Annotated in this window: 24 protein-coding genes and 1 other RNA gene; 16 read left to right on the top strand and 9 right to left on the bottom strand. The window is 59.3% G+C overall.

Going from position 1 to position 23,783, the window contains the following annotated elements; genetic code table 11:
• The 4 genes from ubiI to JK621_RS20595 all read right to left on the bottom strand — a co-directional run bounded on the left by ubiI (position 1) and on the right by JK621_RS20595 (position 4,425).
• On the bottom strand, positions 1-1,203 hold the full coding sequence (gene ubiI / locus JK621_RS20610) for an FAD-dependent 2-octaprenylphenol hydroxylase (RefSeq protein WP_212557430.1): 1,203 nt from the start codon (positions 1,201-1,203) through the stop codon (positions 1-3).
• Positions 1,204-1,289: 86 nt separating this feature from the next.
• On the bottom strand, positions 1,290-2,468 hold the full coding sequence (gene ubiH / locus JK621_RS20605) for a 2-octaprenyl-6-methoxyphenyl hydroxylase (RefSeq protein WP_212557429.1): 1,179 nt from the start codon (positions 2,466-2,468) through the stop codon (positions 1,290-1,292).
• 4 nt (positions 2,469-2,472) lie between these two features.
• A complete protein-coding gene (gene pepP, locus JK621_RS20600; RefSeq protein WP_212557428.1) occupies positions 2,473-3,786 on the bottom strand; it encodes a Xaa-Pro aminopeptidase in 1,314 nt (437 codons plus the stop codon).
• A gap of 60 nt (positions 3,787-3,846) precedes the next feature.
• The gene (locus JK621_RS20595) at positions 3,847-4,425 is read right to left on the bottom strand and encodes a YecA family protein (protein ID WP_062792733.1); all 579 of its coding nucleotides are present in this window, start codon (positions 4,423-4,425) and stop codon (positions 3,847-3,849) included.
• Between the two features lie 319 nt (positions 4,426-4,744).
• On the opposite strand from JK621_RS20595, the gene zapA reads away from it, so the two are divergent.
• The 3 genes from zapA to JK621_RS20580 all read left to right on the top strand — a co-directional run bounded on the left by zapA (position 4,745) and on the right by JK621_RS20580 (position 5,935).
• Positions 4,745-5,074, top strand: a complete 330-nt coding sequence (zapA, locus tag JK621_RS20590) for a cell division protein ZapA (RefSeq protein ID WP_004931621.1) — start codon at positions 4,745-4,747, stop codon at positions 5,072-5,074.
• A gap of 41 nt (positions 5,075-5,115) precedes the next feature.
• A non-coding RNA gene (gene ssrS / locus JK621_RS20585) (6S RNA) lies at positions 5,116-5,298 on the top strand.
• A gap of 28 nt (positions 5,299-5,326) precedes the next feature.
• Positions 5,327-5,935, top strand: a complete 609-nt coding sequence (locus JK621_RS20580; protein ID WP_212557427.1) for a 5-formyltetrahydrofolate cyclo-ligase — start codon at positions 5,327-5,329, stop codon at positions 5,933-5,935.
• 44 nt (positions 5,936-5,979) lie between these two features.
• Here the strand turns inward: JK621_RS20580 and serA are convergent, their stop codons facing one another.
• Positions 5,980-7,218 (bottom strand): phosphoglycerate dehydrogenase, encoded by a 1,239-nt coding sequence (serA, locus tag JK621_RS20575; protein ID WP_212557426.1) that lies wholly within the window; start codon positions 7,216-7,218, stop codon positions 5,980-5,982.
• Positions 7,219-7,256: 38 nt separating this feature from the next.
• On the opposite strand from serA, the gene JK621_RS20570 reads away from it, so the two are divergent.
• On the top strand, positions 7,257-7,469 hold the full coding sequence (locus tag JK621_RS20570) for a hypothetical protein (RefSeq protein ID WP_212557425.1): 213 nt from the start codon (positions 7,257-7,259) through the stop codon (positions 7,467-7,469).
• A 74-nt stretch (positions 7,470-7,543) separates the two neighbouring features.
• On the opposite strand, the gene rpiA is transcribed toward JK621_RS20570, so the two are convergent.
• A complete protein-coding gene (gene rpiA / locus JK621_RS20565) occupies positions 7,544-8,200 on the bottom strand; it encodes a ribose-5-phosphate isomerase RpiA (RefSeq protein ID WP_212557424.1) in 657 nt (218 codons plus the stop codon).
• A 204-nt stretch (positions 8,201-8,404) separates the two neighbouring features.
• Here rpiA and JK621_RS20560 point away from each other — a divergent pair, with 204 nt between their 5' ends.
• Positions 8,405-9,298, top strand: a complete 894-nt coding sequence (locus tag JK621_RS20560; protein ID WP_004952519.1) for a LysR family transcriptional regulator ArgP — start codon at positions 8,405-8,407, stop codon at positions 9,296-9,298.
• Between the two features lie 205 nt (positions 9,299-9,503).
• On the opposite strand, the gene JK621_RS20555 is transcribed toward JK621_RS20560, so the two are convergent.
• From JK621_RS20555 to JK621_RS20545, 3 genes are all read right to left on the bottom strand, one after another.
• Positions 9,504-10,235: an oxidative stress defense protein gene (locus JK621_RS20555; RefSeq protein WP_006319489.1), complete on the bottom strand. Its 732-nt coding sequence runs from the start codon at positions 10,233-10,235 to the stop codon at positions 9,504-9,506.
• A gap of 110 nt (positions 10,236-10,345) precedes the next feature.
• Positions 10,346-10,963 carry an arginine exporter ArgO gene (gene argO / locus JK621_RS20550; protein WP_212557423.1) on the bottom strand — a complete coding sequence of 206 codons (618 nt, stop codon included), beginning with the start codon at positions 10,961-10,963 and terminating at the stop codon, positions 10,346-10,348.
• Positions 10,964-11,087: 124 nt separating this feature from the next.
• Entirely contained in the window at positions 11,088-11,906 is an 819-nt protein-coding gene (locus JK621_RS20545; RefSeq protein ID WP_212557422.1) for an IclR family transcriptional regulator, read from the bottom strand.
• Positions 11,907-12,281: 375 nt separating this feature from the next.
• Between JK621_RS20545 and JK621_RS20540 the strand changes: the two genes are divergently transcribed.
• The 11 genes from JK621_RS20540 (at position 12,282) to araD (ending at position 23,734) form a co-directional block, all read left to right on the top strand.
• Complete coding sequence (locus JK621_RS20540) at positions 12,282-13,835, top strand: sugar ABC transporter ATP-binding protein (protein WP_212557421.1); 1,554 nt, start codon at positions 12,282-12,284, stop codon at positions 13,833-13,835.
• Positions 13,828-14,910, top strand: coding sequence for an ABC transporter permease (locus JK621_RS20535; protein ID WP_212557420.1), 1,083 nt, complete (start codon positions 13,828-13,830; stop codon positions 14,908-14,910). The genes JK621_RS20540 and JK621_RS20535 overlap by 8 nt, the downstream gene beginning before the upstream one ends.
• A 15-nt stretch (positions 14,911-14,925) precedes the next feature.
• On the top strand, positions 14,926-16,026 hold the full coding sequence (locus JK621_RS20530; RefSeq protein ID WP_212557419.1) for an ABC transporter substrate-binding protein: 1,101 nt from the start codon (positions 14,926-14,928) through the stop codon (positions 16,024-16,026).
• A 12-nt stretch (positions 16,027-16,038) separates the two neighbouring features.
• A complete protein-coding gene (locus JK621_RS20525; protein ID WP_212557418.1) occupies positions 16,039-16,899 on the top strand; it encodes an SMP-30/gluconolactonase/LRE family protein in 861 nt (286 codons plus the stop codon).
• A 256-nt stretch (positions 16,900-17,155) separates the two neighbouring features.
• Entirely contained in the window at positions 17,156-18,154 is a 999-nt protein-coding gene (gene yiaK / locus JK621_RS20520; RefSeq protein WP_212557417.1) for a 3-dehydro-L-gulonate 2-dehydrogenase, read from the top strand.
• Between the two features lie 13 nt (positions 18,155-18,167).
• A complete protein-coding gene (locus tag JK621_RS20515; RefSeq protein ID WP_212557416.1) occupies positions 18,168-18,641 on the top strand; it encodes a YhcH/YjgK/YiaL family protein in 474 nt (157 codons plus the stop codon).
• A gap of 97 nt (positions 18,642-18,738) precedes the next feature.
• A complete protein-coding gene (locus JK621_RS20510) occupies positions 18,739-20,034 on the top strand; it encodes an MFS transporter (protein ID WP_212557415.1) in 1,296 nt (431 codons plus the stop codon).
• Positions 20,034-21,524, top strand: coding sequence for an FGGY-family carbohydrate kinase (locus tag JK621_RS20505; protein WP_283249340.1), 1,491 nt, complete (start codon positions 20,034-20,036; stop codon positions 21,522-21,524). Before JK621_RS20510 ends, JK621_RS20505 begins: the two co-directional genes overlap by 1 nt.
• Complete coding sequence (gene ulaD / locus JK621_RS20500; RefSeq protein WP_212557414.1) at positions 21,521-22,177, top strand: 3-keto-L-gulonate-6-phosphate decarboxylase UlaD; 657 nt, start codon at positions 21,521-21,523, stop codon at positions 22,175-22,177. The genes JK621_RS20505 and ulaD overlap by 4 nt, the downstream gene beginning before the upstream one ends.
• A 1-nt stretch (position 22,178) precedes the next feature.
• Positions 22,179-23,039: an L-ribulose-5-phosphate 3-epimerase gene (locus JK621_RS20495; protein ID WP_212557413.1), complete on the top strand. Its 861-nt coding sequence runs from the start codon at positions 22,179-22,181 to the stop codon at positions 23,037-23,039.
• Complete coding sequence (gene araD, locus JK621_RS20490; protein WP_212557412.1) at positions 23,033-23,734, top strand: L-ribulose-5-phosphate 4-epimerase; 702 nt, start codon at positions 23,033-23,035, stop codon at positions 23,732-23,734. Before JK621_RS20495 ends, araD begins: the two co-directional genes overlap by 7 nt.
• The last annotated feature ends 49 nt before the right edge of the window (positions 23,735-23,783 follow it).

Genomic DNA, 23,783 nt, shown 5'->3' with positions numbered 1-23,783 from the left:
TTAAGCCAGCCACTCCGGCAAATCGTTCAGGCCCATTGCCTGGCGTACCAGTTTTGGCTTCACGCCCGGCAAGCTGTCGGCCAGACGCAGACCGACATCACGCAGCAGTTTCTTCGCCGGATGATTACCGTCGAACAGCTCACGGAACCCTTGCATACTCGCCAGCATCACGGCCGCGCCGTGTTTGCGACGGCGCTCATAACGGCGCAGATACAAGTGTTGGCCAATGTCCTTGCCCTGGCGTTGCAGGCGGCGCAGCTCGGCAATCAGCTCGGCGGCGTCCATAAAGCCCAGGTTCACCCCCTGGCCGGCCAACGGATGCACGGTATGCGCCGCATCCCCCACTAACGCCAGCCGGTGCGCGGCAAAGCTGCGCGCGTAACGCCCGGTCAACGGGAAGGTCTGGCGTTCACTCTCAAGCCGGCAAGCGCCGAGGCGCAGATCGAACGTCATCGCCAGCTCGCGATTAAACTGCTCCGGCTCCAGCTGCTTCAGGCGCTCCGCTTCTTCCGGCGTTACCGACCACACGATCGAGCACAGATGCGGATCGCTGAACGGCAGAAACGCCAGAATGCCATTGCCATAAAATACCTGCCGCGCCGTCGCCAGGTGCGGCTCGTCGGTGCGGATGGTGGCCACCAGCGCATGATGGCGGTAATCCCAGAAGGTCAGCGGGATGTCGGCGTGCTGACGCAGCCAGGAATGCGCGCCGTCGGCACCCACCACCAGCCGGGCGGTCAGCATGCGGCCATCTTCAAGCGTGATAAAGGCGTCGTTCTCGCCCCAGGCCACCTGTTTTAGCGCCGCAGGGGTGATCAGCGTGACATCGCTCAGGCTTTCCGCACGCTTCCACAGCGCCTGCTGGATCACCGAATTCTCAATGATGTGGCCGAGGTGACTGAAGCCGCATTCATCGCCGCGAAAGGCGATTTTGCCGAAGCTGTCGCGATCCCACACTTCCATCGCGTTGTAAGCGCTGGCACGCAGGGCGAGGATTTCGTCCCACACGCCAATATGCTGCAGCAGGCGCTCACTGGCGGCGTTGATGGCGGATACGCGCAGCGCCGGCTGTTCCTGCGGCGGTGCCATCTCCGGTTGCCGGTGTTCAAGCACCGCAACGCGCAGGCCGCTGCCTTGCAGGCCACAGGCCAGCGCCAACCCCACCATACCGCCGCCGGCGATGACCACGTCAAATGATTGCATGCTGCTTAATTTCCTTAAATGACTCGCTGCGCAGCGATTGCGCGGCGTTCCGGGCGCAACACGCTGCACCCCTGCTTAATACCAGCCTAGCGATCCACCCAGCCCAGCGTACGTTTGGCAAAGGCATCGCGCACCGCCGGCAGCTGTTCCATCGCCATCAGGCCCAGATTGCGGCCGACCACTAAAGGACCATAACGATTGGCGAACAACCGGATCAGGCCGTCGGTCACGCCGACGGTCGCCTGCTGATCTTTCTGCCGCCGCTGCTGATAGCGGCTCAGCAGCGCATAGCCGCCGGGATCTTCGCCCGCCTGCTCCGCCTCTGCCAACGTTTCCGCCAGCGACATCACATCGCGCAGCCCCAGATTGAACCCCTGACCGGCTATCGGATGCAGCGTCTGCGCGGCATTGCCCACCAATGCCAACCGATGGCTGACATGCTGGCTGGCGGTCAGCAGACTTAGCGGATAGCTGTGCCGTTTGCCGGCCTTGACGATCCGGCCCAGCCGCCAGCCAAACGCCTGTTGCAGCTCACGGATAAAGCGGGCGTCGTCCCAGTTGTCGACCTCGGCGCGATCTTCACGCGCATGGCACCACACCAGCGAACTGCGGCCCTGAGACATCGGCAACAGCGCCAATGGCCCATAGCGGGTGAAACGTTCGAAGGCACGCCCCTGCGGGTCCTCTGAAGTGGTGACGTTGGCGATGGTGGCAAACTGCGGGTATTCGCTTTGTTGCCACTGCACATTGCAGGCCTGCGCCAGCGCCGAACGCGATCCGTCCGCCGCCACCAGCAGTTGCCCGTTGATGCGGCGTCCGTTATCCAACAGCACTTCGGCGCGATCCGCAGTACGCAGCACGTCGACCACCCGTGCCGGGCAGTGCAGCGTGACGCCGGGCGCTTTGGCCAGCAACGCGAACAGCCGCTGGCCGGCATCATGCAGCTCAATAACCTGCCCAAGCGCGTCGACCTGATAATCTTGCGCATACAGGTTAACAAAACCGGCGTGGCCGCGATCGCTGACATGCACATGGGTAATGGCCGTCGCGCAGTCGCGCAGCGCCGGCCAGACGCCGATACGCGTCAATTGCCGGCAAGTGCCCTGCGCCAAGGCAATGGCGCGGGCGTCAAACCCCGGATGGCTGCGATCGTCCGGCCGCGTAGCTTCGATCAGATCAACCGCCATTCTGCCTTGTGTAAGCGACGAGATAGCCAGCGCCAAGGTCGCGCCCGCCATGCCGCCGCCAACGATAATTACGCTCATCCGCTTACCTTGCCGCCGCCATCAACGCTTCAATGGCATCGGCGTCTTTCACCACCCCGGCGGTCAGGTTTTCATTGCCGCCGGCGGTGATCACAATATCGTCTTCAATGCGAATGCCGATACCGCGGTATTGTTCCGGCACGTCGGCATCCGGTGCGATGTACAGGCCCGGCTCGACGGTCAGCACCATGCCCGGCTCCAGTTCCCGATCGCGAGCTGGCGTGACGTAATTGCCGACGTCGTGCACGTCCAGCCCCAGCCAGTGGCCCAGCCCATGCATGTAGAACTGACGGTGCGCCTGTTCGGCAATCAGTTGCTCCACCTCGCCTTTCAGGACGCCCAACTCCACCAACCCGGTAATCATGATGCGCACGACTGCGTCGTTTGCCTCACGGATGCTGGCGCCGGGTTTTAACAGCTCCAGCGCCCGCAGCAGCGACTTCAGCACGATGTCGTACAGAGCACGCTGCGGTTTGCTGAATTTACCGTTCACCGGGAAGGTACGGGTGATGTCGCCGGCATAGCCTTTATACTCGCAACCGGCGTCGATCAGCACCAGATCGCCATCGCGCAATTCACTTTCGTTTTCTGTGTAGTGCAGGATGCAGGCATTTTCGCCGCCGCCGACGATGGTGTTGTAAGACGGGTAACGGGCGCCAAGGCGGTTAAATTCATGCAGGATTTCCGCCTCGAGCTGATACTCAAACATCCCAGGGCGACATTTTTCCATCGCGCGGGTATGAGCCAGCGCGCTGATCTCACCGGCGCGACGCATCACGGCCAGCTCTTCAGCGGATTTGAACAGGCGCATTTCGTGCAGCCAAGGGCGCCAGTCGACAAGGGTCGCCGGCGCTTGCAGGTTCTGACGGAAGCCTTTGCGCAGCTTGTCCAGCGCCGCGAACAGGATCTGATCGGCATAGGCGTATTCGCCCTGCGCGTGATAAACCACATCCAGGCCATTGAGCAGCAGGTGCAATTGGTCGTTGATTTCATCAAACGGCAGCGCGCGATCCACCCCGAGCTTCGCCGGTGCGGCATCCTGGCCCAGGCGGCGGCCAAACCAGATTTCCGCCGTCAGATCGCGCACCCGGTTGAACACCACGCTGTGGTTATGCGTTTCGTCGCTCTTCACCAGAATCAACACCGCTTCCGGCTCGTTGAAACCGGTCAAATACCAGAAATCGCTGTTCTGACGGTAGGGATATTCAGTATCTGCACTGCGCGTCGCTTCCGGCGCAGAGAAAATAATTGCCGCGCTGGCCGGAGCCATTTTCGCCAACAGCGCCTGACGGCGGTTGTTGAATTCCTGCTGAGTCATCACCTTCTCCTGAAATCAATCTGCCTGTGCTCACGACCTCTGCGGGCGTGGTATCGGGGTTTAGTGCAAGGTCGGTTTGGCGTTCTCCGGCGCCGTCGGCTTGCGGCGAGTAAATTCGGTATGGCACAAAATGGCCGCCACCCGCACATACTCCACCACTTCTTCCAGAGAGTGTTCCAGCTCTTCCTGATCTTCGTCTTCGTCGTAACCCAGTTGGGCGATATTGCGCAGATCGTCGATCGCCTCACCCACTTCGTCTTTCACCTGAGCCAGTTTCGGTTGCATCATCCCCAGCCCGAGCAGGAAATGGTTCACCCACCCGGCCAGCGCGTCGGCGCGATCGAAAACGGTTACCGTTTCGCCTTCCGGCATCATCAGTTGGAACATGAAGTCGTCGTCTTCCAGCGTTTCACGCGTAATTTCATAAAGTTGCTGGAGCGGCAGGTTCAATGCCTGCGGAAAGGCCACGCCTTCGTTAGTCAGATCGTAGACCAGCGTCTGCCAGCCGGCGTCGCGGCTGCCACCGCACAACAGACCGCTGATCAGGCCGTGCATTTCTGCTGCGGTCAACGCCACCGCTTGCTGGTTGAGAGCAACGGTCAAAGATTGGTAACTTGGAAATGTATTCTGTATGGACATGCGCATTCGTCATCGTTGGCAGGATAAGTTCGTGTTATGCTACCACCAAGGTCCATCGCTGTACCAGATAAGCGCGACACCTCAGTGGCTAGTTATAATCGTGATGCGTCAGAACTCACACAGTGCCGGCAGGGATCAAAATGACGCTAAATACGCATTTTGAAACCCTTTTTTGACTGGTAATGTCTGTCGCGGTAGATTACAACCAGGTACTGAAAAAGGGGTTGTATCTTGGTACCGAGGTATATATAGTGGCGCCCGCTTTGGTGGCCCGGTAAGGGTAACTGGGGCTGGCGCGAAATTTAGGCAGGAAGGTGGCATGTCTGCACAACCGGTAGATATTCAAATTTTTGGCCGCTCGTTAAGAGTCAATTGCCCGCCAGAACAACAAGATGCGTTGAACATGGCGGCGGACGATCTTAACCAACGGTTGCAAGATCTTAAAGTTCGCACTAGAGTCTCAAATACTGAGCAACTGGTTTTTATCGCGGCATTGAACGTATGTCACGAACTTGCTCAAGAACGGTTGAAAACCCGTGATTATGCGTCCAATATGGAACAACGCATTCGTATGCTGCAACAGACCATTGAACAGGCTTTGCTTGAACAGGGTCGCATCTCTGAACGTCAGGATGCACAATTCGAATAACTTAAATTGCTGAAATCTAAGGTTTCGGCAATGAGTAAAAAATTTCTCTGAGATGTTCGCCAGCGGGCCAGTCCCCTGAGCCGATATTTAGTACCAACAGAATGTGATGATCCGCGATCGGTGTGCATGCTCGGCCCGCCGAGAAGCCTTAAGATTGCGACAGCACGTTCACCTTGAACCATGGGTTCAAGGGTTACAGCCTGCGACGGCATCTCGGAGATTCCCCCTTCCTCAGCGGTATGTGTGCTGACTATGTCTTTTCAATCCCAATATGCCCAACAGCGGCAAAATATCCGAAACCAGGTCCGTCAGCGTCGTCGCGCCTTAACGCCAGACCAACAACATGATTTTGCCTTGCAGATGGCTGAACGTATCGCCGCGCATCCGCGTATTCTGGTGGCAAAGAACGTGGCGGTCTTCCTGTCGTTTGACGGCGAACTGGATACCGCTCCGCTGATCGAACGGCTATGGCAGCAGGGTTTGCGGGTTTATCTGCCGGTTCTGCACCCGTTCAGCGCCGGCAATCTGCTGTTCCTGCGCTATGCCCCGGATACGCTATTGGTGAACAACCGCTTCAATATCCTTGAGCCACAGCTCGACGTACGCCACGTATTACCCGTCGGTGAACTCGATGTGGTGCTGACGCCGCTGGTCGCTTTTGACAGCGCAGGCCAGCGTTTGGGGATGGGCGGCGGCTTCTACGATCGCACGCTGCAGAACTGGCAACATGCCGGCCCCTACCCTATAGGGTTGGCACATGACTGTCAGCAGGTGGAGAGAGTGCCGGTGGAACACTGGGATATTCCGCTACCGGAAATCATCACCCCGTCGCAGAATTGGGTATGGCGGGAGCAGGAATAGCAAAAGGCCGGATAAATCCGGCCTTTTCATTAGGGTACGAAACCTCAGAACAGCAGGCGGGCGCGAATGGTGCCGGCAATGGCCTTCATGCGCTGCAGTGCGGCATCGGCACGCTCGGTTTCCGCTTCGATATCGATAACCACGTAGCCGATTTCCGGACCGGTTTGCAGGTACTGTGCAGCGATGTTAACCCCTTCTTCGGCGAAGATCTGGTTAATCTGCGTCAGCACGCCTGGGCGGTTTTCGTGGATATGCAGCAGGCGGCTGGCATTAGGGCCATGCGCCGGCAGCGATACTTCCGGGAAGTTGACCGCCGACAGGGTCGAACCGTTGTCGGAGTATTTCGCCAGCTTGCCCGCCACTTCGTCGCCGATATTCTCCTGCGCTTCCTGAGTGGAGCCGCCGATGTGCGGAGTCAGGAGCACGTTGTCGAACTCGCACAGCGGTGAGTTGAATGGCTCGCTGTTGGTCGCAGGCTCTTCCGGGAAGACGTCGATCGCCGCACCGGCCAAATGTTTGCTGGCCAGCACGTTGCACAGCGCAGGGATATCCACCACGGTGCCGCGCGAGGCGTTGATCAGAATCGAGCCCGGCTTCATCAGCGCCAACTCTTCTGCGCCCATCATGTTTTTGGTCGACAGGGTTTCCGGCACGTGCAGCGTCACCACGTCGCTCATATTGAGCAAATCGGACAGGTGCCGAACCTGCTGGGCATTACCCAACGGCAGCTTGTTCTCGATATCGTAGAAAAACACCTTCATGCCCAGGCCTTCGGCCAGGATACCCAACTGGGTGCCGATATGGCCGTAGCCGATAATCCCCAGCTTCTTGCCGCGCGCTTCGAACGAGCCGACGGCCAGTTTCTGCCACACGCCACGGTGCGCCTTGGCGTTGGCGGACGGAATGCCGCGCAGCATCAGCAACAGCTCGCCGAGAACCATTTCAGCCACGGATCGGGTATTGGAGAAAGGCGCGTTAAACACCGGAATGCCGCGTTTGGTCGCCGCTTTCAGATCAACCTGGTTAGTGCCGATACAGAAACAACCCACCGCCACCAGTTTTTCTGCGGCAGCGAAAACTTCTTCGGACAGATGCGTACGCGATCGGATGCCGACGAAGTGAGCATCGCGGATGGATGCCTTAAGCGCTTCGGTGTCTAACGCACCTTTGTGATATTCAATGTTGGTATACCCGGCCGCCAGCAGATTATCTACCGTGCTCTGATGAACCCCTTCCACCAACAGGAATTTAATCCTGTCTTTCTCCAATGATACTTTTGCCATTTACCCGACCCTATATTCAGACTTCAGAAGCGGCTGTTATGAAACAGCACGCATCCAACATAACAAAAATAACGCGGGCGGCAATACAAACGATTGCCTGCCCGTCAGTACAAGGCTCAGCGTTGTTGCTGGTTTTTGGCAGAAAATGCCAAAGGGAAAGAAATAGACAGAAGCTTTGTGGAGCCAAGGCTCACAATGTGACATATGTCACCAAATTTGGCGCTTTTAATAAAAGATATTTTAGCCAGTGAATTATGCGGTCAGGCAGGATCCAAGACCGCATACAAGATAAAGGCGCACCCTATGCGCCTCCGCAGCATGGGGTTTATTCAACCACCTTCACGCCGTCTGGCGTACCGACCAGCGCCACATCCGCGCCACGGTTGGCGAACAGGCCGACGGTCACCACCCCGGCGATGCCGTTGATTTTGTTTTCCAGCGCAATGGCATCCATGATGCTCAGGTTATGCACATCGAGGATCACGTTGCCGTTGTCGGTCAGCACGTTCTGACGGTATTCCGGCAGGCCGCCCAGCTTCACCAACTCACGCGCCACGTAAGATCGCGCCATCGGGATCACCTCCACCGGCAGCGGGAACTTGCCCAGCACCTCGACCTGTTTGCTGGAGTCGACGATACAGATAAACTTGCGCGCGATGGCGGCAATGATTTTTTCACGCGTCAGCGCCGCGCCGCCGCCTTTGATCATCTGCATCTGGCGGTTGATTTCATCCGCGCCGTCGACGTAAATATCCAGCGAATCCACCTCATTGCTGTCGAACACGTGGATACCCAGGCTTTTCAGCTTGGCGGTAGAGGCGTCGGAGCTGGACACCGCGCCTTCGATCTGGTGCTTGATAGAGCCGAGCGCGTCAATAAAGTGGGCGGCGGTAGAGCCGGTACCTACCCCAACGATGGTGCCCGGGGTAACGTAATCCAGCGCTGCCCAGCCAACCGCTTTTTTCAGTTCATCCTGCGTCATGATATGTCCATTGCCTCTGTACGAAAACGTGTGCGTATTATAGGGTAAATCGCTATTTTTCACTCCGGCAGGATCACACTTCTTCACCCCAAGCCGCATTTTTAGGCGCGCCGCAGCAAGATAGCCCCGTGATTTTTCCACCTGTAAAACACCAGAAATGTGGCATAGTGCCAGTATCAATCTAATTTAAGGGATATCTTTCCGATGAAACGCCCAGACTATCGAACGCTGCAAGCGCTGGACGCGGTGATCCGTGAGCGCGGCTTCGAACGCGCCGCACAGAAACTTTGCATCACCCAATCGGCGGTATCCCAGCGCATTAAACAGTTGGAAAATCTGTTCGGCCAGCCGCTGCTGGTGCGCACCGTACCGCCGCGCCCGACCGAGCAGGGCCAGAAATTGCTGGCGCTGTTGCACCAGGTGGAACTGCTGGAAGAGGAGTGGTTGGGTAACGACACCGGCGCCGATACGCCGCTGCTGCTGTCGCTGGCGGTCAACGCCGACAGTCTGGCGACCTGGCTGCTGCCGGCGTTGAAACCGGTGCTGACCGATTCCCCTATCCGCCTGAACCTGCAGGTGGAAGACGAAACGCGCACCCAGGAAAGGCTGCGCCGCGGTGAAGTGGTGGGAGCGGTAAGTATCCAACCGCAGCCGCTGCCAAGCTGTCTGGTGGATCAACTGGGCGCACTGGATTATCTGTTCGTCGCCTCGAAAGGCTTTGCCGAGCGCTATTTCCCGAACGGCGTCACACGCTCTGCGCTGCTGAAAGCGCCTGCGGTGGCGTTCGATCATCTCGACGACATGCACCAGGCTTTCCTGCAACAGAACTTTGACCTTTCGCCAGGCAGCGTGCCCTGCCACATCGTGAACTCGTCGGAAGCCTTCGTGCAACTGGCGCGCCAGGGCACCACCTGCTGCATGATCCCGCACCTGCAAATTGAGAAAGAGCTGGAGTCGGGCGAGCTTATCGATCTGACGCCGGGCCTGTTCCAGCGCCGCATGCTGTTCTGGCACCGTTTCGCGCCGGAGAGCCGCATGATGCGCAAAGTGACCGATGCCCTGCTGGAGCATGGCCGCCAGGTTTTGCGCCAGGATTAAATGGAAAAGGTTCGCCGCGGCGAACCCCTTTCAGACTGCTGACAAAGCCCGTTATTAGGGAGAGCGTGCCGAAGGGGTCGTAGCGGCTTGCCGCCGGAGCGCCCCTCGGTGCGCTAGGCCCGGGTATCTCGGGTTGCAAGACAACGTTGTCATCAAACTCAAAGGTTCGCCGCGGCGAACCTTTTTTACTGCGACAAGCCTGCCGTTACTGCGCGGCGTTACGCTGCAACTCAAACACCACATCCACCTGATCGTCAAAGTGAATGCTTTGCTGTTCGTAGGTTTGCGCCGCATCGGTTTCCGCTGCCGCACCCGCCGATTTATACATGCGCGCTACCGGCATCGGTTGGTAATTGGCCACATGGTAACGAATGCTGAAGACCGGCCCCAGCTTGGCGTTAAAGCCTTTCGCCAATGAAGCGGCCTGCTGGGTGGCGTTCTCAATGGCTTTCTGGCGCGCCTGCTCACGGTAAACATCCGGCTTCGCCACGCCCAGTTCAACGGCGCGGATCTCGTTCAGGCCGGATTTCAACGCGCCGTCCAGCAGCTCGTTCAGTTTATCCAGTTGGCGCAAGGTCACCTGCACCTGACGAACCGCACGGTAGCCTTTCAATACCGACTCGCCGGTTTTCAGGTAATCATATTCCGGCTGGGTACGCAGATTGGCGGCGCTGATGTCTTTCTTCTCGATATTGTTTTTCTGCAGGAAATCGAAATATTGCGCCACGCGCTCATCGACCTGCTTCTTCGCCTGCCCGGCGTCTTTGGAAGAAACGCTGACTTCGATAGCCAGCGTAGCGATATCTGGGGTAGCGTCCACGCTCGAGGTACCCGAGGTGACGACGTGCGGCCCTTCCGGCAACTCCGCCGCCTGCAGCGCCAGAGGCAGCGTCCCTAATCCAACCATTGCGGCCATAGCCAATGCTTTAAGCTTCACAGTGTCTCCTTGATGACAGGCTGTAACTGATTACCGGCCTGACAGCCGGTTCCTTGGCATAAAACGTAGCATATCGCGCGGGTTTTTAAATTCGGATTAGTGACAAACTCTTATAAATTTGCCCCCTGCCAGGCCAATTGTCCTGCGATGGCCCACATCACCAGCCCCACCAGCGTATTGATAATGCGCTGCGCCAGTTGGGTTTTCAGCCACGGCGCCAGCCAGGAAGCCAACAACGCCAGCCCGAAGAACCAGACGATGGAGGCGCTCACCGCACCCAGCGCAAACCAGGAGCGCACATCCGGCATCAGTTGGCCGCCCAGACTGCCCAGAACCACGAAGGTATCCAGGTAGACATGCGGGTTCAACCAGGTCACCGCCAGCATGGTAACCACCAGGCGCCAGCGGCTTTGTTTCAGCTCCTCGGCCGCCGCCAGGGTCAATTGCCGGGCGAAAGCGGTGCGAAACGCGCCCCAGCCGTACCACAACAGAAACGCCACGCCGCCCCAGGTGACAATCGCCAGCAGTAGCGGCGAACGGCTCAGCAAGGCGCTGCCGCCGAAAACGCCGCCGCAGATCAGCACAATATCGCTCAATGCGCACAGTGACGCGATCATCAGATGATACTGACGGCGGATCCCCTGATTCATAACAAAAACGTTTTGCGGGCCAAGCGGCAGGATCATCGCGGCGCCCAGGGCGAAGCCCTGGATAAAAACAGCTAGCATGGTGTTCCTCACAGAGAAAAAAGCGCCGTTCAGGGGGCGCGTGTCGGTCAACACGCGCATCATACGAGGAAGAAATTATTAGGTGAAATTGATATTTCTAATCAACTATCAGGAATGCTAATACTCAGGCTGGGATCACAAACCCCAATTCCTGGGAAATGCGCTGTGCGGTCGCCAACACCGGCTTGATCAGGGCCTTCACGCCAATCTGTTGCAGTTTGGCGGTCGGCAACGACACCGACACCGCATAGGGCACCCTCTGCTGAATATCAAATACCGGCGCCGCCACGCAGGAGACGCCCAGCTCATTCTCTTCACGATCCATCGCCATGCCGCGCTGGCGGATATCGGCCAATTCCTCATACATCTTCGGCAACTCGGTAATGGTATTGCGCGTTAACGTCTGAATCTCTTGCTGATGGGTTTGCCAATAGTGTTCGGGATAGTCGTTGTTGCCGTAGGCCATGAAAATCTTGCCCATCGCCGAGCAGTACAGGGGCATATGCTGGCCGATATAGGCACGGGTACGCATCATGCCGGTGGTCGGCTCCAGCTTGTAAATCAGAATGACGTGGTCATCTTCCCGGCTGGAGAAATTCACCGTCTCCCCCACTTCCAGATTCAGTTGTTCCAGATGCGGCGCGGCAACGTGGATGATATTCAGCGAAGAAAGCGCCTTCTGGCCGATGGAAATAAATTTGGTGGTCAGGCGATAGCTGCCAGGCGACGGCGCCTGGGTCACATAGCCGCTGGTATGCAATCCCTGCAACAGACGATGGACAGTGCTTTTGTTCATTCCCGCCAGCTCGGACAGGTGCGCCAACGGGCAGCCATTAGGGAAATTGCTCAGGATCTCGATCAGTTGCAAACCACGGAACAGGCTTTGGCTACCCAGGGGTTTATCTTTCTTGTCATCTTTCTCGTCGACGGCTTTCAGGCTCATAGCGCAATTTCTCCAATGTCGAACCGCCGGTCAACGCCACGGCGTGGCAAGCGGCTCCTTTGTCGGGAATGTTACCCCAAGGCCCGCATCAGGTGAAGACGGAACGCCGTTTCATTGTCAGCAGCAGGTTGAAAATGCGCAACAACCTGGCAACACCTGAAGTGAGTTGTCCGTCACAATTCCGCAAAGAGACAAATAACACATTGTTTTAAAACAACAATTAAAATGCCTCTGGCTTTGCTTTAGATCAGCGATCGGCATATTATTTTTGAAATTGAATTTCGCATAATGAAATTTAAAGGCGATATAACAACCAGAAGTTCACCCATTTTGCATTGCGCCGATAGCGCATGCCGGACACCAGGGGCGCATCACATGACACCAGACCATGCGGAACAACCCATTCTCACCCTCAGCCATATCGTCAAACGTTTTGGCGGCAACGTGGCGGTCAATGACGTCAGCCTGCACGTCATGCCGGGCGAGGTGCTGGCCCTGCTGGGCGAGAACGGCGCAGGCAAATCGACGCTGATCAAGGTGTTGGCGGGGGTTTACCCGCGCGACGGCGGCGACATTCAGTTTCAGGGAGCCAGCATAGCCTCCGCTGCGGCGATAAAAAGTGACAGCCGCCAGCCTATTGCCTTTATCCATCAGGATCTCGGGCTAATCGAATGGATGACGGTGGCGGAAAACATGGCGCTGGTGATGGGCTTCCCGCGCCGTTTTGGCTTGATCAACTGGCGCGCCATCCGCCACCGCGCCGTTCAGGCGTTGCAGGACGTCGGCATTGCGCTGGATCCCGATGCCAGGGTATTCGAACTGTCGCGCACCGAAAAATCCTTGCTGGCGATCGCCCGGGCAGTGGCGGTCAATGCCGAATTGCTGGTGCTGGATGAACCCACCGCCTCGCTGCCCGCCAACGACGTGCGCCATCTGTTCGCGGTCATCAACCGGCTGCGCGCCAAAAAAGTCGGCATGATTTACGTCACTCACCGGCTGGATGAAGTGATCGAAATTGCCGACCGGGTGTGCGTAATGCGCGACGGACGCTACGTGGCCGGTGGCAATACCGCCGACTACAGGCTGCGCGATCTGGTGCAGATGATCGTCGGCGAAGCCATGGCCGACGATCAGCGCGAGCCGCTGCCGGAACACCGGCCGCCGGTATTGCAGCTCAATAACCTGGTGGTGGGCGATATCGGCCCGGTCAGTTTCAGCCTGCAACCGGGCGAAATGCTGGCGCTGGCCGGTCTGCGCGGTGCCGGGCAAGAAGAGATCGGCCGGCTGCTGTTCGGCCTGCGCCAGGCCGACGGCGGCGAGATCCGTTTTCGTGACCAGCCCTATACGGCCGGCAACCCGCAACAGGCGATGGCCTGCGGCGTCTCATTGGTGGCGGGCGATCGTACCGGCGAAAGCCTGGTGATGTCGATGAGCGTGCGCGAAAACCTGTTTATCAATCCGACGGCCTCCGGCCACAAGCTGCTTTCGCGCTACAGCCGCCGCGCCGAGATAGGCGCCAGTTGGTGGAAGGTCCAGCTGTTCGATGTGCGGCCCAAGGACGTCAATATCGATATCAGCGCCCTGTCCGGCGGCAACCAGCAGAAGGTGGTGATGGCGCGCTGGATGCACCTGGGCGCACCGCTGCTGATCCTGGAAGATCCCACCGCCGGCGTGGACGTCGGCGCACGGGCGGAAATCTATCATCTCTTAAATAAATCCCTGGCAGAAGGCGTGGCGGTATTGGTTGTCTCCAACGATTTTGAGGAGATCGCCCATATCTGCAACCGCGCTCTGGTGTTTAACCGGGGAAAAGTGGTCGGCGAGCTGAAAAATCAGCAGGTGTCATTCGCCAATTTATTGGAACTGGCCTCCGCCAGCGCCGGGGAAACCCTCGCAACAACGTTAGAATCTGAGGTGGGTAATGTCTAAAACATCTGTTAAATCAACGGCGCTTGAGCAAAGGGTCAGCCTGTCGCAAGACGGCGCCGGCCCCTGGCTGATGCAGGTTCTCACCCGCTACGGCCTGCTGCTGCTGTGCGTTGCGCTGGTGGTCCTGTTTTCACTGATCGCGCCGTCATTCGCCTCGATGTTGACGGTGCAGGCGATCCTCTCCAGCAAATCCAAGATCGCCCTGCTGGCGCTGGCGGCGACCATTCCGATGATCGTCGGCAAAATCGACCTTAACGTCGGCTTCGGCATCGTGCTGTGGCATATCCTGGCCATTACCCTGCAGGTGGAATACGGCTTCTCGTGGCAGATGGCGGTGCTGACGGTGTTGGCCATCTCCGCGCTTTACGGCCTGCTGAACGGCATTCTGGTGGCGCTGGCGGATATCGACAGCTTCGTCGCCACCCTGGGTTCCGGCACCGTGCTGTATGCGATAGCGCTGTGGCACTCCGGCGGGCGCCAGATCGTCGGCGATCTGCCGGACGCCTTCATCGCCCTGCACCACACCGAGATCGGCGGGATCCCGATCGTCGCGTTCTACGTGTTGATCGTCGCCGTGGTGCTGTGGTTGATCACCGAACACACTCCGCTGGGCCGCTGCATGTACGCGGTGGGCGGCAACCCGGCGGCGGCGCGGTTAAACGGTATCTCGGTCAATCGCTTTACTGTCGGCGCCTTTATTGCCTCCAGCGTGTTGACCGGCTTCAGCGGCGTACTGATCGCCGCCGAACAGGGCGTCGGCCAGGCCAGCGTGGGCATGGACTACCTGCTGCCGGCACTGGTCGGTGCCTTCCTTGGCAGCACCACCATTCGCCCCGGCCGGGTTAACGTCTGGGGCACCGTGGTCGGCATCGCCATTCTGGCTATCGGCATCGCCGGTATTCAGCAGTTCGGCGGCGAATTCTGGGTCGAGCCACTGTTCAACGGCGCGACGCTGCTGCTGTCGATCACCCTGGCGGGCTATGCCCAGCGCCGCCGGTTACTCAATCAAAAAGCGGTACAACGCAGCCCGACCGTTACGGCGGATAAAAATAACCAAAAAGCGATCAATCCTTAACCAGGAGCTCACCCAATGAAACGTCTTTGGATCTTACCGACTACCCTGCTGCTGGCCAGCGCCACTTCACCCGCCTGGGCCGATGCCTATCTCGATCAGGCCACGGCGGCGGTCGCCAAGGCCACCGCCAGCGTCACCCAGTGGGACGGCCCCACCAGCGGGCCAAAATTGCAGGCCAACAAGAAAATCATCTTTATCGCTTCGGACATGAAAAACGGCGGCGTGCAGGGCGTGCAAGAAGGGCTGAGCGAAGCGGCGAAAGCCGCCGGCTGGAAGCTGGAAACCTTGGACGGCGGCGGCTCGGTGAAAGACCAGTTGGCTTCGCTCAATCAGGCCATCGCCCAGAAACCGGACGGCATCGTGATCGGCGGCTGGAACCCGAACGTAGCCAAGATCCCGCTGAAGAAGGCCATCCAGCAAGGCATAGTGCTGACCGCCTGGCACGCGGTGCCGGAGCCGGGACCGATCGCCAAATACAACGTGTTCTATAACGTCACCTCAGATTCCAACGAAGTGGCGCGCATCGCCGCCCAATACGCGGTGGCGCAATCCGGCGGCAAGGCCAGCGTGCTGATCTTTACCGATTCTCTGTATCAAATCGCGCTGGACAAGGCCAACGTGATGAAAGAAGAAATCGGCAAATGCAGTGGCTGTAAAGTGGTGGAGTTTATCGACACCCCGCTGTCGGACACCTCCAACCGCATGCCGTCCATGACCTTCAGCCTGCTGCAGAAATACGGCGATAAATTCCAGTACGCGCTGGCGATCAACGATTTGTACTTTGATTTCATGGCGCCGGCGCTGAAAACCGCAGGCAAAGGCGGCAAGAACGCGCCTTACAACATCTCCGCCGGCGACGGCTCCATTTCCGCCTACCAGCGCATCCGTTCCGGCGACAGCCAGTCTGCCACGGTGCCCGAACCGCTGAAACTGCACGGTTGGCAACTGCTGGATGAGTTCAACCGCGCCTTCGCCAAGCAGCCACCTTCAGGCTATGTCACTCCGGCGCACCTGGTGACGCGCGACAACATCGCCGCCGACGGTGGCAGCAACAACCTGTATGACCCGCAAAATGATTATCAGGGCCACTACAAAACCATTTGGGGCGTGAAGTAAGCGGAGGTCGGTATGAACGGACTGATGGCGGACCATCCGCTTGAGCGCCTGTGTTCACCGGCCATCTGGGCTGAAGGACCGGTGTGGCTGCCGCAGCAGGATGCGGTGGTGTTCAGCGATGTGAAAGGCAACCGCATGTTCCGCTGGTCACGGCAGGGGGAGCTGAGCCTGTGGCGCTCCCCTTCGCACTACGCCAACGGCAATGCCCGCGACGCCGAAGGGCGGGTGATCAGCTGCGAGCACGGGCGCCGCGGCATCTCCCGCACTGAAAGCAGCGGTGAAGTGCAAATGCTGATCGAACGCGTTGACGGCAAACGTTTCAATTCACCCAACGACGTGGCGGTGCGCTCTGACGGCACGATTTGGTTTACCGATCCGCCCTACGGCATTACCGGCGACGAAGAAGGTTACAAGTCGGAAAGCCAGGTGATCGGCTGCTATCTCTACTGCTTTGACCCGCGCGACGGTTCGTTGAACATTGCCGCCTGCGATCTGCAGCGCCCGAACGGCCTGGCCTTTTCGCCGGATGAATCGCTGCTGTACGTGGCGGATATGTCGATCGTCGATTTCCCGACCCTCGGCCGCAGCGAATTGCGGGTGTATCAGGTCGAGGGGCGTGAGTTGAGCAGCGGCCGGCGTTTCGCCACCGTCGCCCCCGGCTTTCCTGATGGCTTCTGCGTAGACAGGGCCGGCAACCTGTTTTGCAGTTGCGCCGATGGCGTGCTGATCTTCGACAGCCAGGGGAAAACGCGGGGTAAAATCGACGTGCCGGAGCGCGTCTCCAATTGCACCTTCGGCGGGCCGGACGGCAACGAGCTGTACATTACCGCCACCACCTCGTTATACCGCAGGATATTGAATACTCAGGGATAACTGACAGGGAAAGTGGACGCAGAGCGGGCCTGTACCGCTCTGCTTCGTCACGCCTGAAGCACGTCAACGGCCCAAAACGTGCCGCCGATCACAAAACCGCCAGATTAATTTAACTTGCTGTTTTATATAAATAACTTTCTCTTTGCTTGCTTTGACTTCACTCAACCGCAGGTATAGCATTTATTTGAAATGTGATTTCGCATATTGGAATATGACGGACACAAAACACACAAAACCGCCGTAACGGAGAGCCCGCATGAGAGTGAGTTACACCGATCTGAAACAGCAATTCAAACGCGTACTGCTGTCGCGGGGCGTGGCGGAAGCCACCGCTGACGACTGCGCCGGCATGTTCGCCGACACCTCGGCCAGCGGCGTTTACTCCCACGGCGTTAACCGGTTTCCACGCTTTATTCAGCAGCTCGACGCAGGCGATATCGTGCCGGACGCCGAACCCAGCAAGCTGCTGTCGCTGGGCGCAATCGAACAGTGGGACGCCCATCAGGGCATCGGCAACCTCACCGCCCGCAGGATGATGGATCGCGCCATGCAACTGGCCGATAGCCACGGTATCGGCCTGGTGGCGCTGCGCAACGCCAATCACTGGATGCGCGGCGGCGGTTACGGCTGGCAGGCGGCGGAGAAAGGCTATATCGGTATCTGCTGGACCAATTCGGCAGCCGTGATGCCGCCGTGGGGATCCAAAGAGTGCCGCATCGGCACCAACCCGCTGATCGTCGCGGTGCCGGGCAACCCCATCACCATGGTGGATATGTCGATGTCGATGTTCTCCTACGGCGCGCTGGAGCTGAACCGGCTGGCCGGCAAAACGCTGCCGGTAGACGGCGGCTTCGACAACGACGGCCAGTTGACGCGCGATCCGGCCACCATTGAGGAGAACCGCCGCATTCTACCTATGGGTTACTGGAAAGGATCGGCGCTGTCGATTGTGCTGGATATGATCGCCACCCTGTTGTCCGGCGGATCCTCGGTGGCGGAGGTGACCGAAGACAACCGCGATGAGTACGGGGTATCCCAGGTGTTTATCGCCATTGAGATCGAGCGCCTGATCGATGGCAATACCCGCGACGAAAAGCTGCAACGGATCATGGATTACATCACCGGCGCCGAACGCGATAACCCGGAAGTTGCCATTCGCCTGCCGGGCCATAAATTCCCGCGTATCCAGGCGGAAAACATGCGCGACGGCATTCCGGTCGATGAACGCGTCTGGGCGCGCATTCAGGCGCTGTAACAGGAGAACCGCCATGATATTCGGTCATATCGCCAATACGGCCCCCGAACACTACCCTGCGCCGGTCGCCAATGCCGTCGCCTATTTGCAGAATACCGATTTCAGCGCCCTGCCCACCGGGCGTTATGAAGATCCCGCCACGGGTTACGTGGTGCAGGTGCTGGATCTGCACACTCAGCCGCCGGACCAACTGCGGCCCGAAGTACACCGTAAAAACGTCGACGTACAGTTTCTGGTCAGCGGTACCGAATTGATCGGCGTAGCGGCAGATCGCGGCGATAACCCCGTCCATCAGGAATTGCTGGCGCAGCGCGACATCATTTTTTATCGGGACGTCGCGGACGAATCCTGGCTCACAATGCGCCCCGGCAACTTCGCGGTATTTTTTCCGCAGGACGTTCATCGCCCGGCCTGTATTCATCAACGGCCCTGCGCTATTCGCAAAGTGGTGGTGAAAATACCGCTGGCGTTATTTAACGCCCAATAAGCAACGCTGATTTTATAACGACTCATAACACGGGCCTGCGGGCCTGTGCGGGCGCCCCTACGCCCTAACGCCACCAAATGACTCTACAGGTGTATATATGAATACAGCCTCTGTTTCTGTCACCCAAAGCCAGGCGATCCCCAAATTACGCTGGTTGAGAATAGTGCCTCCTATTCTTATTACCTGCATTATTTCCTATATGGACCGGGTAAACATCGCCTTCGCCATGCCCGGCGGCATGGACGATGAACTGGGTATCACCGCTTCGATGGCCGGGTTGGCCGGCGGTATCTTCTTTATCGGTTATCTGTTCCTGCAGGTGCCGGGCGGCAAGCTGGCGGTGTACGGCAACGGCAAGAAATTCATCGGCTGGTCGCTGTTGGCCTGGGCGGTGATTTCCGTGCTGACCGGGCTGGTCGCCAACCAGTATCAATTGCTGTTCCTGCGCTTCGCCCTCGGGGTTTCCGAGGGCGGCATGCTGCCGGTGGTGCTGACCATGATCAGCAACTGGTTCCCGGACAAGGAACGCGGCCGCGCCAACGCCATCGTCATCATGTTCGTGCCGATCGCCGGCATCCTCACCGCACCGCTGTCCGGCTGGATCATCACCGCCTGGGACTGGCGCATGCTGTTCCTGGTCGAGGGCGCGCTGTCGCTGGTCGTGATGGCGCTGTGGTATTTCACCATCAGCAACCGTCCGCAAGAGGCCAAATGGATTTCGCAGGCGGAAAAAGATTATCTGATCAAGACGCTGCACGACGAACAGTTGCTGATCAAAGGCAAAACGGTGCGCAACGCCTCGCTGCGTCGGGTGCTGGGCGACAAAATCATGTGGCAGTTGATTCTGGTGAACTTCTTCTACCAGACCGGGATTTACGGCTACACCCTGTGGCTGCCGACCATTCTCAAGGGGCTCACCAACGGCAATATGGAGCAGGTCGGGATGCTGGCCATCCTGCCCTATATCGGCGCCATCTTCGGCATGCTGATCATTTCCACCCTCTCCGATCGCACCGGCAAGCGCAAAGTGTTCGTCGCACTGCCGCTGGCCTGCTTTGCCATCTGCATGGCGCTGTCGGTGCTGCTGAAGGATCACATCTGGTGGTCGTACGCGGCGCTGGTGGGCTGCGGCGTCTTTATCCAGGCCGCCGCCGGGGTGTTCTGGACCATTCCGCCCAAGCTGTTTAACGCCGAAGTAGCCGGCGGCGCGCGCGGCGTGATCAATGCGCTGGGCAACCTCGGCGGTTTCTGCGGCCCCTATATGGTCGGCGTGTTGATCACCTTGTTCAGCAAAGACGTCGGCGTTTACAGCCTCGCGGTGTCGCTGGCCATCGCCTCGGTGCTGGCGTTGATGCTGCCGAACAGATGCGACCAAAAAGCGGGGGCCGAATAATGGACTATTGGCTGGGGCTGGACTGCGGCGGCACCTTTATCAAAGCCGGCCTGTATGACCGGAATGGCACAGAGCTGGGCATAGCCCGCCGTACGCTGGACATTATCGCGCCGCAACCCGGCTGGGCGGAACGCGATATGCCCGCGCTGTGGCAAACCGCCGCCGAGGTGATCCGCGAATTGCTGGCCCGCAACGAGATTGTCGCCGCGGATATTCAGGCCATCGGCATCTCGGCGCAGGGCAAAGGCGCATTTTTGTTAGACGAACAAGGCCAGCCGTTGGGCAACGCCATGCTGTCTTCCGACCAGCGCGCATTGGCGCAGGTGCAAGAGTGGCAGAAACAGGGTGTGCCGCAGGCATTGTACCCACAGACGCGGCAAACGTTGTGGACCGGCCACCCGGTCTCGCTACTGCGCTGGGTCAGGCAGCACCAGCCGGAGCGCTACCGCCGGATTGGCAGCGTGCTGATGGCGCACGATTACCTGCGTTACTGCCTGACCGGCGAGCTGGCCTGCGAAGAAACCAATATCTCCGAATCCAATCTGTACCAGATGAGCGGCGGACGCTATGACCCGGCGTTGGCGCAACTGTTAGGCATCGGCGACATCATGCCCGCCCTGCCGCCGATCGTTGGCTCTGCCGAGATCGCCGGGCGGGTGAACGCCGCAGCAGCCGAGGCTACCGGGTTATTGCCGGGAACGCCGGTGGTTGGTGGCCTGTTTGACGTGGTTTCCACCGCGCTGTGCGCCGGGTTGCAAGATGAAACGCGGCTTAATGCGGTGATGGGCACCTGGTCGGTCACCAGCGGCATCACCGACAGCATCACCGAAGGTTTCGACCATCCCTTTGTCTATGGCCGCCACGCCGAGGCGGGGAAATACATCGTCCACGAAGCCAGCCCCACCTCAGCCGCCAACCTGGAGTGGTTCTGCCGCCAATGGGGGCTGAGCGACTATGCCCAACTCAATGACTGGGTCGCCGCGTTGCCCAAGGCCGGCAGCAGCCTGCTGTTCGCCCCCTTCCTGTACGGATCCAACGCCGGTTTGGGGCTGAGCGCCAGCTTCCACGGCCTGCAGGCCTTCCACCAGCGCGAACATCTGGTGCAGGCGATCTACGAAGGCGTGGTGTTCTGCCATATGACCCACCTTAACCGCATGCGGCAACGCTTCCCGGCGGCCAAAGCGTTACGCGTCACCGGCGGCCCCGCCAAATCGGCGCCCTGGATGCAGATGTTCGCCGACGTCAGCGGCCTGCCGGTGGAACTGCCGCAGGTTGAGGAAACCGGCTGTCTGGGTGCGGCGATGGCGGCGATGGTCGGCAGCGGCGCATTCCGTGATTTCACCGCCGCCCAATTGGCGCTGGCACCGCGCATCGAACGGGTGCTGCCGGACACCGCAGCCGGTGAAGCCTACGCTCGAAAACATCACCGTTATCAGGCGCTGATTGCGGCGCTGCAAGGGCTGCAATCCGGCCACCAGGAGGTTCCATGAGCAATAAACCGCGCCTGCAACTGGCGCTCGACCATACCCGGCTGGACGCAGCCCTGCAAACGGCAGAACGCCTGCAATCGCACGTCGACATCATCGAGGCCGGCACCATTTTATGCATCAGCGCCGGTATCCGGGCGGTGAGCGCACTGCGTGAACGCTGCCCGCAGCATACGTTGGTGGCTGACCTGAAAGTGGCCGATGCCGGTGGCACCCTGGCGCAGCAGGCCTTCGGCCAAGGTGCCGACTGGATGACGGTGATCTGCGCCGCACCGCTGGCCACCATGGCCGGCGCGCTGGAGGTGGCGCAGCAGCATCAGGGGGACATTCAGATAGAACTGTTCGGCCGCTGGACGCTGGACGACGCCAGACAGTGGCGCGAGCTCGGCATCCGCCAGGCGATCTACCACCGTGGCCGCGACGCTCAGGCCAGCGGGCAAACCTGGGGGCGGCAAGATCTGGATCTGATGAAAGCGCTGTCGGATCTGGGCATCGAGCTGTCGGTCACCGGCGGCATCACCCCGGCCGATTTACCGCTGTTCAAAGACATCGCCGTGACCGCCTTTATCGTCGGTCGGGCGCTGGCGGAGGCTGCCGATCCGCCGGCCGCCGCCGGTCAGTTCCGTTCCGCCATTGATGACATCTGGAGAGGTTGATATGCGCCAGCACCCGTTGGGAATTTATGAAAAAGCGTTGCCGAAACACCTGACCTGGCCCGAGCGGCTGGCGCTGGCCAAAGCCTGCGGTTTCGATTTTGTCGAGATGTCGGTGGATGAAAGCGACGAGCGGCTGGCACGTCTGAACTGGAACAAGGAGCAACGGCTGTCGCTGGTCAGCGCCATGCTGGAAACCGGCATCAGTATCCCGTCAATGTGTCTGTCGGGCCATCGCCGTTTCCCGTTCGGCAGCCATGACGATGCGCTGCGCCAGCGCGCCTTCGAGGTGATGGAACAAGCCATTCAGTTGGCGAAAGACGTCGGTATCCGCACCATTCAGCTCGCCGGATATGACGTCTACTACGAACAGCAGGACGACAGCACTCTGGCGCGCTTTACCGAGGGCATGCAATGGGCGGTCGAACGTGCCGCCGCCGCCCAGGTAATGCTGGCGGTAGAAATCATGGACACCGCCTTTATGAACTCCATCAGCAAATGGAAGGCCTGGGACGTTTGCCTGGCATCGCCGTGGTTCACGGTGTATCCGGACGTCGGCAACCTCAGCGCCTGGGGCAACGATGTGGCGCAGGAGCTGGCGCTGGGCATTGACCGCATTGCCGCCATCCACCTGAAAGACACCTATCCGGTTACCGAAAGTTCGCCGGGGCAGTTCCGCGACGTGCCCTTTGGCGAAGGCTGCGTGGATTTTGTCGCCGTATTCCGCACACTGCAACAGCTTAACTACCGCGGCGCTTTCCTGATCGAAATGTGGACCGAAAAAGCCGAGGAGCCGGTGGCCGAGATCGTTCAGGCGCGCCGCTGGATCGAACAGAAAATGCAACAAGGGGGAATGACATGCTAACTCTGCCGCAGCTTAAACAACAGGTGCTGGAAGCCAACCTCGACCTGCCCCGCCACAATCTGGTGACCTTCACCTGGGGTAATGTCAGCGCGGTAGACCGCGAGCGCGGGTTGGTGGTGATCAAGCCTTCCGGCGTGGAATACGAGCATATGGCGGCCGAGGATATGGTGGTGGTGGATCTCGCCAGCGGCCGTACCATAGAGGGAACCAAGAAGCCGTCGTCAGATACCGCCACCCACCTGGCGCTGTACCGTGAATTCGCCGATATCGGCGGTATCGTACACACCCATTCGCGCCACGCCACCATCTGGGCGCAGGCCGGGCTGGACATTCCCGCCTGGGGCACCACCCACGCCGATTACTTCTACGGCGCCATCCCCTGCACCCGGCTGATGACCGAGCAGGAGATTGAACATGACTATGAGCTGGAGACCGGCAAGGTGATTATCGACACCTTCCGCCGGCGCGGCATCAGCCCCAACGCCATTCCGGCGGTGCTGGTGAATGCGCATGGCCCGTTCGCCTGGGGCAAGGATCCGCACAACGCGGTGCACAATGCGGTGGTGCTGGAAGAAATTGCCTATATGGGGATTTTTTCACGCCAGCTGACGCCGGGTATCGGCAGCATGCAGCAACAGTTGCTGGATAAACACTATCTGCGCAAGCACGGCAAGAACGCCTATTATGGGCAATAAGTCGGGTTAGTCACCGTCGTAGCCAGGTGCCGGGAGGCGTCTGATGCCG

It is taken from the genome of Serratia plymuthica (assembly GCF_018336935.1).
In the GTDB taxonomy this organism is placed as follows: Bacteria; Pseudomonadota; Gammaproteobacteria; order Enterobacterales; family Enterobacteriaceae; genus Serratia; species Serratia plymuthica_B.
The sequence above is the reverse complement of the archived record's forward strand: the minus strand, read 5'-3'. Positions and strand labels throughout refer to the sequence as shown.

Excerpts from the sequence above, each read along its gene's own strand:
- ubiI (WP_212557430.1), bottom strand. The coding sequence starts at position 1,203 with ATGCAATCATTTGACGTGGTCATCGCCGGCGGCGGTATGGTGGGGTTG.
- ubiH (WP_212557429.1), bottom strand. The coding sequence starts at position 2,468 with ATGAGCGTAATTATCGTTGGCGGCGGCATGGCGGGCGCGACCTTGGCG.
- pepP (WP_212557428.1), bottom strand. The coding sequence starts at position 3,786 with ATGACTCAGCAGGAATTCAACAACCGCCGTCAGGCGCTGTTGGCGAAA.
- JK621_RS20595 (WP_062792733.1), bottom strand. The coding sequence starts at position 4,425 with ATGTCCATACAGAATACATTTCCAAGTTACCAATCTTTGACCGTTGCT.
- zapA (WP_004931621.1), top strand. The coding sequence starts at position 4,745 with ATGTCTGCACAACCGGTAGATATTCAAATTTTTGGCCGCTCGTTAAGA.
- JK621_RS20580 (WP_212557427.1), top strand. The coding sequence starts at position 5,327 with ATGTCTTTTCAATCCCAATATGCCCAACAGCGGCAAAATATCCGAAAC.
- serA (WP_212557426.1), bottom strand. The coding sequence starts at position 7,218 with ATGGCAAAAGTATCATTGGAGAAAGACAGGATTAAATTCCTGTTGGTG.
- JK621_RS20570 (WP_212557425.1), top strand. The coding sequence starts at position 7,257 with ATGAAACAGCACGCATCCAACATAACAAAAATAACGCGGGCGGCAATA.
- rpiA (WP_212557424.1), bottom strand. The coding sequence starts at position 8,200 with ATGACGCAGGATGAACTGAAAAAAGCGGTTGGCTGGGCAGCGCTGGAT.
- JK621_RS20560 (WP_004952519.1), top strand. The coding sequence starts at position 8,405 with ATGAAACGCCCAGACTATCGAACGCTGCAAGCGCTGGACGCGGTGATC.
- argO (WP_212557423.1), bottom strand. The coding sequence starts at position 10,963 with ATGCTAGCTGTTTTTATCCAGGGCTTCGCCCTGGGCGCCGCGATGATC.
- JK621_RS20545 (WP_212557422.1), bottom strand. The coding sequence starts at position 11,906 with ATGAGCCTGAAAGCCGTCGACGAGAAAGATGACAAGAAAGATAAACCC.
- JK621_RS20540 (WP_212557421.1), top strand. The coding sequence starts at position 12,282 with ATGACACCAGACCATGCGGAACAACCCATTCTCACCCTCAGCCATATC.
- JK621_RS20535 (WP_212557420.1), top strand. The coding sequence starts at position 13,828 with ATGTCTAAAACATCTGTTAAATCAACGGCGCTTGAGCAAAGGGTCAGC.
- JK621_RS20530 (WP_212557419.1), top strand. The coding sequence starts at position 14,926 with ATGAAACGTCTTTGGATCTTACCGACTACCCTGCTGCTGGCCAGCGCC.
- JK621_RS20525 (WP_212557418.1), top strand. The coding sequence starts at position 16,039 with ATGAACGGACTGATGGCGGACCATCCGCTTGAGCGCCTGTGTTCACCG.
- yiaK (WP_212557417.1), top strand. The coding sequence starts at position 17,156 with ATGAGAGTGAGTTACACCGATCTGAAACAGCAATTCAAACGCGTACTG.
- JK621_RS20515 (WP_212557416.1), top strand. The coding sequence starts at position 18,168 with ATGATATTCGGTCATATCGCCAATACGGCCCCCGAACACTACCCTGCG.
- JK621_RS20510 (WP_212557415.1), top strand. The coding sequence starts at position 18,739 with ATGAATACAGCCTCTGTTTCTGTCACCCAAAGCCAGGCGATCCCCAAA.
- JK621_RS20505 (WP_283249340.1), top strand. The coding sequence starts at position 20,034 with ATGGACTATTGGCTGGGGCTGGACTGCGGCGGCACCTTTATCAAAGCC.
- ulaD (WP_212557414.1), top strand. The coding sequence starts at position 21,521 with ATGAGCAATAAACCGCGCCTGCAACTGGCGCTCGACCATACCCGGCTG.
- JK621_RS20495 (WP_212557413.1), top strand. The coding sequence starts at position 22,179 with ATGCGCCAGCACCCGTTGGGAATTTATGAAAAAGCGTTGCCGAAACAC.
- araD (WP_212557412.1), top strand. The coding sequence starts at position 23,033 with ATGCTAACTCTGCCGCAGCTTAAACAACAGGTGCTGGAAGCCAACCTC.